At 70.1% G+C, this 12936-nt stretch carries 11 protein-coding genes; 1 reads left to right on the forward strand and 10 read right to left on the reverse strand.

Annotated elements, in window-relative coordinates; all coding sequences use genetic code 11:
• Position 1: 1 nt before the first annotated feature.
• The 5 genes from ACIA8D_RS06485 to ACIA8D_RS06505 are packed head-to-tail and all read right to left on the reverse strand — an operon-like array spanning position 2 to position 5831.
• A complete protein-coding gene (locus tag ACIA8D_RS06485; protein ID WP_399229274.1) occupies positions 2–1492 on the reverse strand; it encodes an FGGY-family carbohydrate kinase in 1491 nt (496 codons plus the stop codon).
• A gap of 51 nt (positions 1493–1543) precedes the next feature.
• Positions 1544–2383 carry a carbohydrate ABC transporter permease gene (locus tag ACIA8D_RS06490; protein WP_399229275.1) on the reverse strand — a complete coding sequence of 280 codons (840 nt, stop codon included), beginning with the start codon at positions 2381–2383 and terminating at the stop codon, positions 1544–1546.
• Positions 2373–3335, reverse strand: coding sequence for a carbohydrate ABC transporter permease (locus ACIA8D_RS06495; protein ID WP_399229277.1), 963 nt, complete (start codon positions 3333–3335; stop codon positions 2373–2375). Before ACIA8D_RS06495 ends, ACIA8D_RS06490 begins: the two co-directional genes overlap by 11 nt.
• Entirely contained in the window at positions 3332–4690 is a 1359-nt protein-coding gene (locus ACIA8D_RS06500) for an ABC transporter substrate-binding protein (RefSeq protein ID WP_399229279.1), read from the reverse strand. The genes ACIA8D_RS06495 and ACIA8D_RS06500 overlap by 4 nt, the downstream gene beginning before the upstream one ends.
• A 37-nt stretch (positions 4691–4727) precedes the next feature.
• Positions 4728–5831 (reverse strand): glycoside hydrolase family 172 protein, encoded by a 1104-nt coding sequence (locus ACIA8D_RS06505; RefSeq protein WP_399229280.1) that lies wholly within the window; start codon positions 5829–5831, stop codon positions 4728–4730.
• A gap of 298 nt (positions 5832–6129) precedes the next feature.
• Between ACIA8D_RS06505 and ACIA8D_RS06510 the strand changes: the two genes are divergently transcribed.
• Positions 6130–7149, forward strand: a complete 1020-nt coding sequence (locus ACIA8D_RS06510) for a LacI family DNA-binding transcriptional regulator (RefSeq protein WP_399229282.1) — start codon at positions 6130–6132, stop codon at positions 7147–7149.
• Between the two features lie 45 nt (positions 7150–7194).
• Here the strand turns inward: ACIA8D_RS06510 and ACIA8D_RS06515 are convergent, their stop codons facing one another.
• The 5 genes from ACIA8D_RS06515 to ACIA8D_RS06535 all read right to left on the reverse strand — a co-directional run bounded on the left by ACIA8D_RS06515 (position 7195) and on the right by ACIA8D_RS06535 (position 12926).
• Entirely contained in the window at positions 7195–8667 is a 1473-nt protein-coding gene (locus tag ACIA8D_RS06515) for an FAD-dependent monooxygenase (RefSeq protein WP_399229284.1), read from the reverse strand.
• Between the two features lie 11 nt (positions 8668–8678).
• On the reverse strand, positions 8679–9290 hold the full coding sequence (locus ACIA8D_RS06520; protein WP_399229286.1) for a TetR family transcriptional regulator: 612 nt from the start codon (positions 9288–9290) through the stop codon (positions 8679–8681).
• A gap of 65 nt (positions 9291–9355) precedes the next feature.
• Positions 9356–10246, reverse strand: a complete 891-nt coding sequence (locus ACIA8D_RS06525; protein WP_399229288.1) for an LLM class F420-dependent oxidoreductase — start codon at positions 10244–10246, stop codon at positions 9356–9358.
• Positions 10247–10275: 29 nt separating this feature from the next.
• Complete coding sequence (locus tag ACIA8D_RS06530; RefSeq protein ID WP_399229289.1) at positions 10276–11097, reverse strand: GTP pyrophosphokinase family protein; 822 nt, start codon at positions 11095–11097, stop codon at positions 10276–10278.
• A 95-nt stretch (positions 11098–11192) separates the two neighbouring features.
• Positions 11193–12926, reverse strand: a complete 1734-nt coding sequence (locus tag ACIA8D_RS06535; RefSeq protein ID WP_399229291.1) for an IlvD/Edd family dehydratase — start codon at positions 12924–12926, stop codon at positions 11193–11195.
• Positions 12927–12936: the final 10 nt, after the last annotated feature.

Below are 12936 nucleotides of genomic sequence, written 5' to 3' on the forward strand. Positions count from 1 at the left end.
GTCAGCGGGTCTGGAGCCCGGCCAGGGCGTGCGCCACGTCCGCCGACGCGGGGTAGAGCTCGCGGTACAGCGCGTACAGCTCGTCGTAACGTGTCGTCACCTCGGGGCGCGGGGCGATCCGTTCGGCGACGGGGTTCCAGTCGTCGATGCGCGCGTCGTCGGTAACGAGCTGCGCGGCCAGCAGCGCGCCCCCATAGGAGGCGCCGACGGATGTGGCCCGCACCTCCTGCGTGCGCCCGGTGACGTCGGAGACGATCTGGGTCCACAGGCGGCCCTGCGTGCCGCCGCCGACGGCGACGACGTGTCGGATGTCGCCGCCCGCGGCTTCCAGTGCCTCGATGTTGTGCCGGACACCGAAGGCGGTGGCCTCCAGGGCGGCCCGGTACAGGTCGCCGCGGGTGTGGCCCAGGGTCAGTCCGGCGATGACACCACGGGCGCGCGGGTCGTCGACGGGGGTGCGCTCCCCGGCGAAGTAGGGCAGCATCAGCAGGCCGTTCGCGCCGGGCCCGGACTTCTCGGCGAGGCCCAGGAGTTCGGGGTAGTCGACGTCGCCGAACAGGTCGCGCAGCCAACCGGTGACGGCGCCGGAGGTGGCCATGCCGCCCGCGAGGTTGCGGGTGTCGGGCAGCGCGCCGACCGTGCTCCACAGCGCGGGGTCGCGCAGCAGGTCGGGCACGGTGTGCACGAGGAACATGGTCGTCCCGTACATCAGCATCAGGTCACCGACGTCGTGTGCCCCGACGCTGAGCGCCTCGGCCCAGGCGTCGATGGTGCCGGTGGTGACCGGGATGCCTTCGGGTAGACCGGTGGCACGGGCGGCCTCCGCGGTGACCGTGCCGGCGGCCTCGCCGGACCAGCGCAGCGGCGGGAGCTCGATGCCGGGGGCGATGCGCTCGGCCCACGGCGCGTACCAGTCGCGGGCCAGGGTGTCGTAGAGCGGGGTGGTCTGGCTGGCGGAGTGGTGGTCGAGGACGTAGGCGCCGGTGAGCTTGCGGGCCAGCCACGAGCTGGGCATGTAGAGGCGCCGGGCGCGCCCGAACAGCTCCGGCTCCTCGTCTGCGACCCACGCGACCTTCGCCCCGGCGGCCTGCGAGGTGAGCCGGGAGCCGCACCGGTGGGTGATCTCGTCGGCGCCCAACTCCCGCTCCAGGCGCTCGATCTGGGCGACGGAACGGGTGTCGACGCCGTACAGGATCGCGGGCCGCAGCGGGTTGTCTTCGGCGTCGGTGAGCAGTACGCAGGGCCCCATGCCACTGACGCCGACGGCGACCACGTCCGTGTCCCGGGCGGACGTCAGCTCCTGGGCGAGGGAGACGAACTCGTCCCACCACACCTCCCCCGCCATCTCCACGTGCCCGGGGGCCGGCCGGCCGACGGTGTGCTCGCGGACGGCGGTGTGCAGGACGGTGCCGTCGAGGGCGACGAGGATGCCCTTGCTGCTGGACGTGCCGATGTCGACGCCGATGACTGCGGGCTGGGGCGTGTGGGGCATGGTGGTGGTCACCCTTTCTGTCGCGGCTTCGCTGTCGCTGCTTCTCTGTCGCTACTTCAGGCCGGAGGTCTTGATCGATTCGACCATCTGGCGCTGGAAGATGAGGAAAAGGGCGAGCATGGGAATCACCGCGACCACAGCGGCGGCCAGGATGTAGTTCCAATTCGCTCCGTACTGGCTGGTGAAGGAGGCGATGCCGACCTGGGTGACCGTCAGGTCGGGATTGCTGGTCGACACCAGCGGCCAGGCGAACTGGTTCCAGTTGGCGAGGAAGAAGAACACCGCGAGCGCGGACAGGATCGGCCTGGACAGCGGCAGGATGACGTTCCAGTACACACGCCAGTAGCCGCAGCCGTCGACAATCGCCGCCTCCTCCAGCTCCTTCGGAATCCCCAGGTAGAACTGGCGCAGCAGGAAGATCCCGAACGCGTTGAAGATGAGCGGGATGATCAGGCCCGCGTAGCTGTCCAGCATGCCGAGTTCGCGCACGATGATGAACAGCGGGATGAGGATGACCGGCGCCGTGATCAGCAGCGTCGAGAAGATCACGGCGAAGATCGAGTCGCGGCCGGGGAACTTCAGCCTGGCCAGCGCGTAGGCGGCCATGGAGTGGAAGAACAGCGCGGCGACGGTGATGACGGCGGCCATGACGAAGCTGTTCAGCAGCCAGCGCCCGAAGGGGACTTCGGTGAAGACGTAGCGGAAGTTCTCCCACGTGAAGTCGTTCGGGAGCAGCTTGCCGTCGGTGACGGTGGCGCGCGTCTTGAACGACGAGGAGATCATCCAGAGGGTGGGGAAGAGACTCAGCAGGGACAGCGCGACCGCGACGAGCGTCAGCCCCGTGCGCTTGCCGTGGCGCTGTCGAGCCACGAGGAGCGTGCTACTCGCCATCGTCGAACCTCCCGCCCTTCGTGAACTTGAAGATGACCCACGACAGCACGACCATGATCAGCACCAGGAAGGTGCCGAGCGCCGAGGCGTAGCCGTACTCGCCGAAGACGAAGGCCTGTTGGTAGATGTAGAACATGGCGACCGCGGTGCCGTTGGCCGGGCCGCCCGAGGTCAGTACGTAGACCAGGTCGAAGGTGCCTGTGATGGCGGCGACCGTGGTCATGATGAGGACGAAGAAGCTCGTGGGGCGCAGCAGCGGCCAGGTGATCTTCCGGAACGAGGTCCAGGACCCGGCGCCGTCGATCTTCGCGGCCTCGTAGTACTCCTTGGGGATCTCGTTGAGCCCCGCAAGGAAAATGATCATGTAGTAGCCCATCATGTACCAGACCGTCACGAGGATGACGGCGTACAGCGCGAGACTCGGATCGCCGAGCCACGACTGGGGGCTCACTCCGAACAGGCCGACGACCTTGTTCGCGATGCCGGTCTGGTCGTCGAACATGAACTTCCAGAGCAGGCCCGCGACGACGAGGCTGAGCATGTACGGCAGGAACAGCGCCGTGCGGTAAGCCGCCATGCCGGGCAGCTTCTGCTTCATCAGGATGCCGAGGCCGAGGCTGACGCAGAACAGCACGGGCACCAGGATCACCACGTACTTCGCGGTGACCCACATGGACGACCAGAAGTACGGGTCGTTGAACATCCGCTCGTAGTTGCCGAGCCCGATCCAGTCGTACGAGCCGAAGCCCGACACCTGGAAGAAGCTCAGGACGATCGAGAAGAACATCGGGAGGACGACGAACACGAACAGGCCGAGGCCGTCCGGCAGCAGGAACAGCGCTGCCGCGACCCATTCGCGGTGCTTGCGGCTGAGCCGTCGGCCGGCCGGGCGCGCCGTCGTGACGGGCGCGGTGGTCTCCGTGCTCGGCCGCTGGGTTGCGACGCTGCTCATATCAGGCTCGCCCCCTGGTAGCTCTTCATGTAGGCCTCGATGGTCTGCGCGGCACGGTCGACCTCGGAGGCGACGCCCTTGCCGCCGAGCATGGTGGCCTGGATGGCGTCCGAGATCGCCTTGTAGACGACCGGCGGATAGCGCGGCTCGGCCCGGCCGCCGGGAAAGATCTCGTCCTTGAACTCGGTCATGAGCGGGGAGTCGTAGCCGCCGCGCTCGGTCGCCACCTTCAGCGCGGAACCGCGCGGCGAGATGTCGGACTTGACGCCCGTGCACCAGGACACGGTCCGGTCGATCGACTGCTGGTTCATGCCGCCGAGCGCCCAGCCGCAGAACTCCGCGGCGGCGTCCGGGTTCGACGACTGGGTGCTGGCGCAGAACGACCAGCCGCCCACCGTCGTCGAGTACCTGCCACCCGGCGGTGTGGGCAGCTTGAAGACGCCGTACTTGTGTCCCGGTGCGCCGATCTTGAATGCGGCGACCATCCAGATCCCGCTCTGCCACATCCCGGCCTGCCCGGCCTTGAAGGCGCTGAGGTGGTCCCCGGCCGCCGGCTTGGTGCGGGGTGCGATGCCGTGCCGGACGGCGTCCTGCCACAGACCGAGGGCCTGCCGGGTGGCCTTGGAGTCGAAGGCGACGTTTCCGTTCTTGTCCAGGACGTCGCCGCCGCCCTGCCACATCCAGCAGTACCAGGTGAAGTTCTGGAAGTAGCCGGGATCGGTCTCGAAGACGAGGCCCGCGCCGCCACCTTTGGACCGCAGTTTGTCGCCTACGTCGAGGAGCCCGTCCCAGGTGGTGGGGATGTCGCCCTCGGACAGTCCGGCCTTCTCCCAGTTCGGCGTGTTGTAGAAGATCGCCAGTGGCTCGACCTCCATCGGCAGGGCGTAGACCTTGCCGTCGACCATGCGGCTGGCGAGCGAGGTCCCGTAGTCGGCGACGGTCCGCTTGTCCAGGTGCGGGGTGAGGTCCGCCAGGATGCCGCCGTTCTGGTAGCGGAGGAAGTCGCCGGGGCTGAGCAGGAAGATGTCGGGACCGGTTCCCGACGCGAAGGCGGTGACCATCTTCGAGCCCTGATACGCGAGGCGCGGGACGTAGAAGGGCTCGATCTTGACGTCGTGAGTGTCGTTCCACTCCTTGATCAGGGCGTTGAACCACTTCGCCTGGCCGCGCATGGCCGGGTCCGTCGCGTTCTCGTCGTAGAAGTGCCAGAACTTCAACGTCCCGCCCTCGGCCCTGGCCGGTCCCCCGCAGCCGCTCAGCAGCGGTGCGGTCGCGCCGGCCGCCGCGAGGCCCGCGGCGCCGCCGAGGAAGCGGCGACGGGTCGGTGGCACGGCGCCCTTGCCGTGTCGGAGCATGGCGTGCTCCCGTCTCTCTTGGTGGGTGTGGGTACGGCTACATGTGCGTGTCGACCTCGAGGTCGAGCAGGTCCGGGGTGGGCGGCAGGCCCACGCCGGCGGGGCGGTCCAGGTAGAACAGGGACGTCGACGCGATGTCGTCGTGGTTGGCCCGGTAGCGGTGCGGGAGGCCGTTGCCCTGGCCGCGACCGATGCCGAGGCACTGCACCGTCACCCGCAGGTCGTCCTGGAAGCGGATCGGGTCGAGGACGTGCCAGCGGTACATCCCGAACCGCTGCTGGCTGTCGTAGAGGCCGTCCGGCTTGAGGATCTGGTTGAGGCCGAGGTACGGGGTGGTGAACGCGGTGTAGCCCTGGCCGGGGACGTCGAAGTTCCAGGCGCCGCCGAAGTAGTCCTCGGTGCCGGTGCCGCAGATGGTCGGCCACTGCTCGTCGCCGTCCAGGAAGAACTTCAGCTCGCCCTCGCCCCACCAGCCGGGGCTGTTGACCGCCCAGGCGAGGTACGTGCCGACGTACTGGCCCGTGCCCTCGACGCCTTCGAGGAGGGTGTGGTCGGTGCCGGCCGTGACCGGGTTGCTGCGCCGCCACTGGGCGTGGAAGTAGGCGGCGTCGTCGGCGACTTCGCCCAGTTCGTAGTCGATCTGGTAGTAGAGCGTGAGCTGTTCGGGGGCGAGGTTCTCCAGCGTGATCCGGGCCTTGCGGCGGAACGGCATGGGCCAGTACGCGTTGAGCCCGCCGTTCGGGTTGGCGGCCACCGGGATGGAGCTGACCTGGCTGAAGACGTTCCAGCCGTTGCAGAAGAAGTCTCCGAGCGGGACCTCGACCGCCGGGGTGTCCTCGCCCTCCCAGTAGAAGCGCAGCAACGTCTGGCGCCAGGCGTTGTGCGGGGCCGTGGTGCACCAGATGTGGGTGATCGTGCCGGGCCCGTCGATGTCGGCGAGGACCACCGTCGCGCCCGCGGCGATGTCGATGCTGGGCGAGACCTTCCAGCCGCGCCCGAGCCGACTCGCGGCTGCCGCGCCCGTGCCCTCGGTCGCCATGCCGCCTGCGCCCTTGGCGCCCGTGAAGTTCTCCGCGCTGATCGAGCGGGTGACCGCGCTGGTGGTGCGGGCGAGACCGGTCAGTCCGGGGGCGATGCTCATCGAAGCTCCGTCGTTTGAACCATCGGGTGAACCGTCGTTTGAAATCGATTTCGCGTGACGTCGACTGCTGTTCTCTCCGCCAATGTCTGGAATGCCGAGCTGAAGAATCCGCACCCGGGAGGGGTCGCGGCGGAACGTCTTGAAATCCGTTTCACGGGAACGTAGGTTTCCCGCCAGACGCTGTCAAGAGTTCGCGTGGGAACGGGAGTTGCCGGGGCGCACAATGACGGCACCACCGGGCACGGCCGGATCGCGGGGCGAACTCCCCCGCCTGGACGAGGGGTTGAGTGAGGGGTCTGTGGCGACGATCTACGACGTGGCGCGCGAGGCCGGGGTCTCCCCTGCCACCGTGTCGCGGGTCTTCAACGGCGGCCGGGTGACCGCGGAGCGCGCGGCGACCGTGCGCGCCGCCGCGGCGGTGCTCGGCTTCGCGCCCAACCGGGTCGCCCGCTCCCTGCGGATGCAGCGCGCCTCCGTGATCGGTCTGATCATCCCGGACATCGGCAACCCGTTCTTCACCGCGCTGGCCCGCGGCGTCGAGGACGCGGCGCAGGAGACCAACCTGTCGGTGGTGCTGTGCAACACCGACGAGGACGTCGACAAGGAGCACCGCTATCTGGAGGTGGCCGCGGCCGAGCAGATGGCCGGGGTGATAGTGGCGGCGGCCTCCCGGCACCGCACCGACCTGTCCGCGCTCGTCGGCCGGGGCACCCCCGTGGTCGCGGTCGACCGGCGTCCGCGCGGCGCCTCCGTGGACGCCGTGATGATGGACAACCGGCACGGGGGCGAGGAAGCCACCGAGCATCTGCTGGCCCGCGGCTACCGGCGCATCGCCTGCATCGCGGGCCCCGAGGGTGCCTCCACGTCCGACGAGCGCCTGGCCGGGTACCGGGCGGTGCTGCGCGACCACTTGGGCGACGCGGGGCGGGCGGCCGTGCCACCCGCCGAGTACGTCGTGCACGGGGATTTCCGGGTGGACGGCGGGCGCGCCGCGATGGCGCGGCTACTGGCGCTGCCGGAGCCGCCGGACGCCGTGTTCGTGGCGAACAACCTCATGACGGTGGGCGCGCTCGCGGCGCTGCGCGAGGCCGGGCTCGCGCCGCCGGACACCGGACTGCTCTCGTTCGGCGACGTGCCGTGGCCCGAGCTGGTCACCCCCTCGCTCAGTTCGGTCCAACTCCCCTCCTACGAGCTGGGGTTCGCGGCCGCCCAGCTGTTGCAGGAGCGCATCGCGGGGACCGCGAAGCCGCTGCAGACGGTGGTGCTGCGCACATCGCTCCGGGTCCGGGAGTCCACGAGCGGCCCGGCCCACGACTGAGGGCCCACACTCCGACCGCGTGCGGCAACGTCCCCGCGGGTGCGCCTACGCCGGGCCGAACCACCGGCTCAGCGCCGCCTCGAGCCCGCTCACGTCGTCCGGGCCATGGCCGGTCCAGGCGACATGGGTGTCGGGGCGCAGCAGCAGGCCCGTCGCGTCGGTGCCGTCCGCCGTGCCGGTGATGATGTCGACCCGGTCGTGCCAGGGCTTCGCGGCCTCGGCGAATCCGCCGTCGAGGTCGAGGAGCAACGGGCGTGCGGTGACGGTCAGTTCGGCCAGTCGGTGGGTTCCCGTGGCGGTGTGCACGACGAGGTCGGGGGCGAAGCCCTCGGTGGTGCCGGCGATGAGATGCGCGATGCGTTCCGTACCCGCGGGTGTCTCCAGCAGCTCGCCGAAGACGGTCCGCAGGGCGGTGACCTCAGGGCCGGGGCGCAGCAGCGCCGACTGGGCCAGGGTCGAGGACACGACGCGTTCGGCGACGGGGCGGCGCTCCTCGTCGTAGGTGTCGAGCAGGTTCACGGGCGCCCAGCCGCGGACAGCGGCGGCGAGCTTCCAGCCGAGGTTGACGGCATCCTGGAGGCCCAGATTGAGGCCGGGGCCGCCGATCGCCGAGTGCACGTGGGCCGCGTCGCCGAGCAGCAGGATCCGGCCTTCCCGGTAGCGGTCCGCGAGTCGTGTGTTGCCTCCGACGAGCCGGCGCAGCAGGTGCGGTCCTTCGCCCTCGGGCGGGAGCACCGGCAGGGGTGCGCCCAGGACGCGTTCGGCGCTGTCGAGCAGTTCCTGGAAGGTCATCGGCGCGGAGTGGTCCTCGTCCGGCGCCTCGACCTCCGTGGTGTGAATGCTCGCGGGGCGGCCGGGGAGCCGGGCCCAGACGATGGTGCCGCGTTCGGTGCGCACGTACATGGTGGGCGGCAGCATCCCGTAGCCGGGGACGATCAACTCGCCTTGCGGGCCGACGTGTTCATCGCGCGCGGTCAAGGTCGCGGAGCGCGAGACGAAGTCGTCGTTGGTGACTCCGGGGAAGCCGATGCCGGCGAGACGGCGCACGGTGCTGCGCCCGCCGTCGGCCGCCACCAGGTAACGGGCGGTGAGCCGCTCCCCGTTCGCCAGGGTCACGCGGGCCGAGTCGGCGTCCTGGCCTACATCGGCCACTTCCTGGCCCATGCGGAGGTCGACCCCGAGTTCGGCGGCGCGCTCCCCGAGGACCTGCTCGATCCGTATCTGCGGGGCGGGGAGGATGCTCACGGGGTTGTGCTCCAGCCCGTCGAGCTCCAGCGGGAACGCGCCGAACATGTAGCGGGGCGCGGGCCTGACGGGCTCGTCGCTGCCACTGATCCGGGCGTACAGTCCGCGCCGGTCCAGCATCCGCACCACCTGACCCACCAGGCCGTTCGCCCGTGGCTCGGTCTTGGGTCCGGTGAGCCTCTCGATGACGACGGGCTTGACGCCCGCGAGCGCGAGTTCACAGGCCAGCATCAGCCCGTTCGGCCCGCCACCCACAATGATCACGTCGAACATGACACGTCTCCTTACGGGGTCGGCAGCCCCGCGGCCACCATCGTGAGAGCCGACCGCAGCAGCGTCTCCATCGACTTCTCCGCGCCGCCCTCCAGGAAGAGTTCGAGCGCGGCGCCGTTGGCGGCCGTCACGCTCGCGGCCACCAGGCGGGGGTAGAGGTCGGCCTCCACGGACGTGCCCGTGCGGTCGGCGATCGCCGCGGCCAGCTCCCTCTCCGCGACCTTGCCCGCGCGCAGCATCTCGGCCTGCAGCGCCGGCTCGGCCACCATCACGCGCAGACCCGCCGCCCAGTCGGCCGGCGCCTGCGGAGGCATCTGCCGCACCTCGGGCCCCGGCTCCAACTGCCGCAGCACCGCTTGGGAGATGACCTCCCACAGCGGCTCACCGTCCGGCGCGGAGCGCACTTCCTCGGCCACCCGCAAGGAACGCCGGAGGTGCCGGAAGGCGATCGCTTCCGCCTTGCTGGAGAAGTAGTTGTTGAAGGTGCGCGGCGACACACCCACCGCCTCGGCGATGTCCTCGACCCGCACCCCGTCGAGCCCACGCTCCACGGTGAGCCTGATGGCGGCCCAGCTCAGGGCCACCCGCGTGGCTTCCTTCTTGCGCTCCCGCAGTCCGCTCATGGCACCACGATAGCAAACATTGCGCGCCACGCAATAATGCGTGGCGCGCAATTATTGTCTCCCGGTTACAGACCGAGCGCCGGGGCGAGTTCGCGCAGCGCGGGCAGCGGGTCGGCGGAGTGGTCTTCGCCGAGGACCTGGACGACGACGTGGTCGGCGCCCGCGTCGAGGTGCCTCCGCACATGTGCGGCGACCGCGTCCGCGTCGCCCATGGCGACCATGGCCTCGGCCAGCTTGTCCGAGCCGCCGACGACGATGTCGGACTCGTCGAATCCCTGACGCAGCCAGGAATTACGGTAGTTGGGCAGCTGCGAGTACATGTGCAGGTGCTGGTGCGCGCGCCGCAGACCGATCTCCCGGTCCGTGGTGAGCGCCACGGCCTGCTCGCTGACCACCCACTTGTCGGGGCCCAGCAGTTCGCGGGTGCTCGCGGTCTGCTCCGGGGTCACCAGGTACGGGTGCGCCCCGTCGGCCGCCTTGCCGGACAGCTCGATCATCTTCGGGCCGAGCGCGGCAAGGAGGCGTGCCGGGCGCTGCCCGCCGGGCTCGACCTCGGCCGGGACCGCGTCCATCGTCCGCAGGTACTCCCGCATGGTGCTCAGCGGCTTGGTGTACGAACCGGCGTAGCTGTGCTCCACGAGCGGGGCGTGGCTGACGCCGAGACCGAGCACGAACCGGCCCGGGTACAGCGCGCCGAGCGTCCGGGCCCCCGCTTCGCTCGCGGGGGCGCTGCGGGCGTGGATGTTGGCGATGCCGGTGCCGGCCACCAGCCGTTCGGTGCCGCTCAACACGGCGGCGGCCTGCGTGAAGGTCTCCTTGCCCCCGGCCTCGCCGTAGAACAGCGATGCGTAGCCGAGATCCTCGATCTCACGGGCACGGGCGACAACGTCGTTGATCGGCCACCGGTCGCTGGTCCACCAGACGCCGACGCGAGAGCTGAAATTGATGTTGGCCATGCCCCGAGGCGAGGCTACCCGCGCCGACGTCACCGCCCGGAGTGGCCGCCGGTGCCGGTGTCGTTTACGGAGTCGGTGTCGGCCTCGGCGTGCGCGCGGGCGTTCTCCCAGACCCGCAGCAGCATCTGCTCCTCCATGTCCGGCACGTCGTCGTCCTGGACACGCTCCTCACCGGAGCCGCGCACCTCCGTGTGCAGCTCCTCCATCCGCCGGTCGAGCTGCTCGGCGAGCTGCGCCGCCTCGGTGAGGCTCGTGACGAGTTCGGCGGGCACCGCACGGTCGTACTTGTAGTAGATCTTGTGCTCCAGGCTGGCCCAGAAGTCCATGGCGATCGTGCGGACCTGCACCTCGACGGTCACGGGGACCGGGCCCGTGCTGAGGAACACCGGGATCTCGATCAGGGCGTGCAGGCTTTTGTAGCCGTTGGGCTTCGGCTCGGCGATGTAGTCCTTGATCCGGAGCACCTTGACGTCGGTCTGCGAGGTGAGCGCCTCGAGCACACGGTACGTGTCGGCGATGAAACTGCACGTGATGCGCACACCGGCGATGTCGTGGAGACCGGCCCGGATCGCCTCGGGCGTCGGCTCGATCCCGAGGCGCGTGACCTTGTCCAGGATGCTCTTGGTCGTCTTGACGCGTGAGCCGACGTGCTCGATCGGGTTGTACCGATGCAGGTGCAGGAACTCCTTGCGCAGGATGGAGACCTTGGTCAGCACTTCGTCCACGGCGAACTCGTGCTCCATCTGGATGCGCTGGAAGCCCGCGCGGATCTGACGTGCGAGCGCCACGTCGTCCGGCTTGGGCGGTTCCGCGCCCGTCTCGGGCGCGGGTGCCTGCATCGGGTCGGCCACGCTGGTTCTTCCTCTCTGGTTCCTCGTCCCCCGCCGAGTACCAGTGTCCGCGATCCGCACATCAAGTACGAAATGCGGTCCCCCGCTGCGCGCCGTCAGTGCGAGTCGCGTGGTACCGCGTCCCCGCGGCACCCCCGCAGGAAATCGAAGTCCGCGCCGCGGTCGGCGCCTTCGACATGCTGGGTGTACAGCCAGGCGTAGCCGCTGGTGTGGCGGGGCTCGGGCGGCTGCCAGGCCGCGCGGCGGCGGGCCAGTTCGGACTCGTCGACCTCCAGGCGCAGCGAGCGCTTCGGGACGTCCAGGGTGATGGTGTCTCCGTCGCGTACGAGGGCCAGCGGGCCGCCGGCCGCCGCCTCCGGTGCCACGTGCAGGACGACCGTGCCGTACCCCGTGCCGCTCATCCGGCCGTCGCAGACGCGCACCATGTCGGTGACCCCGGCCTTCAGCAGCTTCGTGGGCAGCGGCACGTTCGAGACCTCGGGCATGCCGGGGTAGCCCTTCGGGCCCGCGCCGCGGATGACGAGCACCGTGTCCGCGTCGACGTCCAGGTCCGGGTCGTCGCACACCGCGTGGTAGGCCTCCGGCGAGTCGAAGACGCGCGCGGTGCCGGCGTGCGTGAGCAGATGGGGCGAGGCCGCGGACTGCTTGATGACCGCGCCGTCGGGGCAGAGGTTGCCGCGCAGGACCGCCGTCCCGGTGCCCGCGGGCTGGAACGGATCGGCCACCGCCGTGATCACCTCGTCGCCGACGCGCTCCGCGTCCGCCACGTTCTCGGCGATGCTGCGCCCGGTGACCGTGAGCTGACCGCCGTCGAGGAGTCCGGCCCGCACCAGTTCCTGGTGGACGGCGGGCAGGCCTCCCGCGTAGCAGAAGTCCTCCATGAGGTACTTCCCGGACGGCATGAGGTTGAGCAACGTCGGTACGTCGCGAGCCAGTTGGTCGAAGTCCTCGGTGTCGAGGCGGACGCCGACCCGGCCCGCGAGCGCCGTCAGGTGGATGATGGCGTTGGTGGAGCCGCCGATCGCCGCGTTCGTGCGGATCGCGTTCTCGAAGGCCTCGCGGGTGAGGATGCGGGAGGGGCGCAGGTCCTCGTCCACCATGTCGACGATGCGGCGGCCCGCCGCCTGCCCGGTCTCGTAGCGGCGCATGTCGACCGCGGGCCAGGTCGCGGAGCCCGGCAACTGCATGCCGAGGGTCTCCGCCATGCACGCCATGGTGGAGGCCGTGCCCATCGTCATGCAGTGCCCGTTGGAGCGGGCCATGCACCCCTCGGCGAAGAAGCACTCCTCCTCGGTCATCCGCCCGGCCTTGACCTCGGCCTCCATCTGCCACACTGCCGTGCCGGAGCCGACGTCGCGGCCCTGGAACTTGCCGTTGAGCATGGGCCCGCCGGTCACCATCACGGCGGGCAGGTCCACGCTCGCGGCGCCCATCAGCATGGCGGGGGTCGTCTTGTCGCAGCCGGAGAGCAGCACCACGCCGTCCAGCGGGTTGGCGCGGATCAGCTCCTCGACCTCCATGGCCATGAGGTTGCGGTACAGCATGGCTGTGGGCCGCATCAGCGTCTCGCCGGTGGCCATGGTGGGGAATTCCAGCGGGAAGCCGCCGGCCTGCCACACCCCGCGCTTCACCGCCTCGGCGACCCGCGTCAAGTGGGCGTTGCACGGGGCGAGTTCGGACGCGGACACGGCGATGCCGATCACCGGCCGGCCGTCGAACACCTCGGGCCCGAAGCCCTGGTTGCGCATCCACGACCGGTACACCATGCCGCCGCGTCCGGCGGCACCGAACCAGGCCTGGCTGCGTCGGGCGGGGTGACCATCCGTCATCACACACTCC

It is taken from the genome of Streptomyces sp. NPDC051684, from assembly GCF_044453445.1.
GTDB lineage: Bacteria > Actinomycetota > Actinomycetes > Streptomycetales > Streptomycetaceae > Streptomyces.

Coding starts and splice junctions, on each gene's coding strand:
- ACIA8D_RS06535 (WP_399229291.1), bottom strand. CDS start 12,926: ATGACGGATGGTCACCCCGCCCGACGCAGCCAGGCCTGGTTCGGTGCC.
- ACIA8D_RS06495 (WP_399229277.1), bottom strand. CDS start 3,335: ATGAGCAGCGTCGCAACCCAGCGGCCGAGCACGGAGACCACCGCGCCC.
- ACIA8D_RS06485 (WP_399229274.1), bottom strand. CDS start 1,492: ATGCCCCACACGCCCCAGCCCGCAGTCATCGGCGTCGACATCGGCACG.
- ACIA8D_RS06500 (WP_399229279.1), bottom strand. CDS start 4,690: ATGCTCCGACACGGCAAGGGCGCCGTGCCACCGACCCGTCGCCGCTTC.
- ACIA8D_RS06490 (WP_399229275.1), bottom strand. CDS start 2,383: ATGGCGAGTAGCACGCTCCTCGTGGCTCGACAGCGCCACGGCAAGCGC.
- ACIA8D_RS06520 (WP_399229286.1), bottom strand. CDS start 9,290: ATGAGCGGACTGCGGGAGCGCAAGAAGGAAGCCACGCGGGTGGCCCTG.
- ACIA8D_RS06505 (WP_399229280.1), bottom strand. CDS start 5,831: ATGAGCATCGCCCCCGGACTGACCGGTCTCGCCCGCACCACCAGCGCG.
- ACIA8D_RS06515 (WP_399229284.1), bottom strand. CDS start 8,667: ATGTTCGACGTGATCATTGTGGGTGGCGGGCCGAACGGGCTGATGCTG.
- ACIA8D_RS06525 (WP_399229288.1), bottom strand. CDS start 10,246: ATGGCCAACATCAATTTCAGCTCTCGCGTCGGCGTCTGGTGGACCAGC.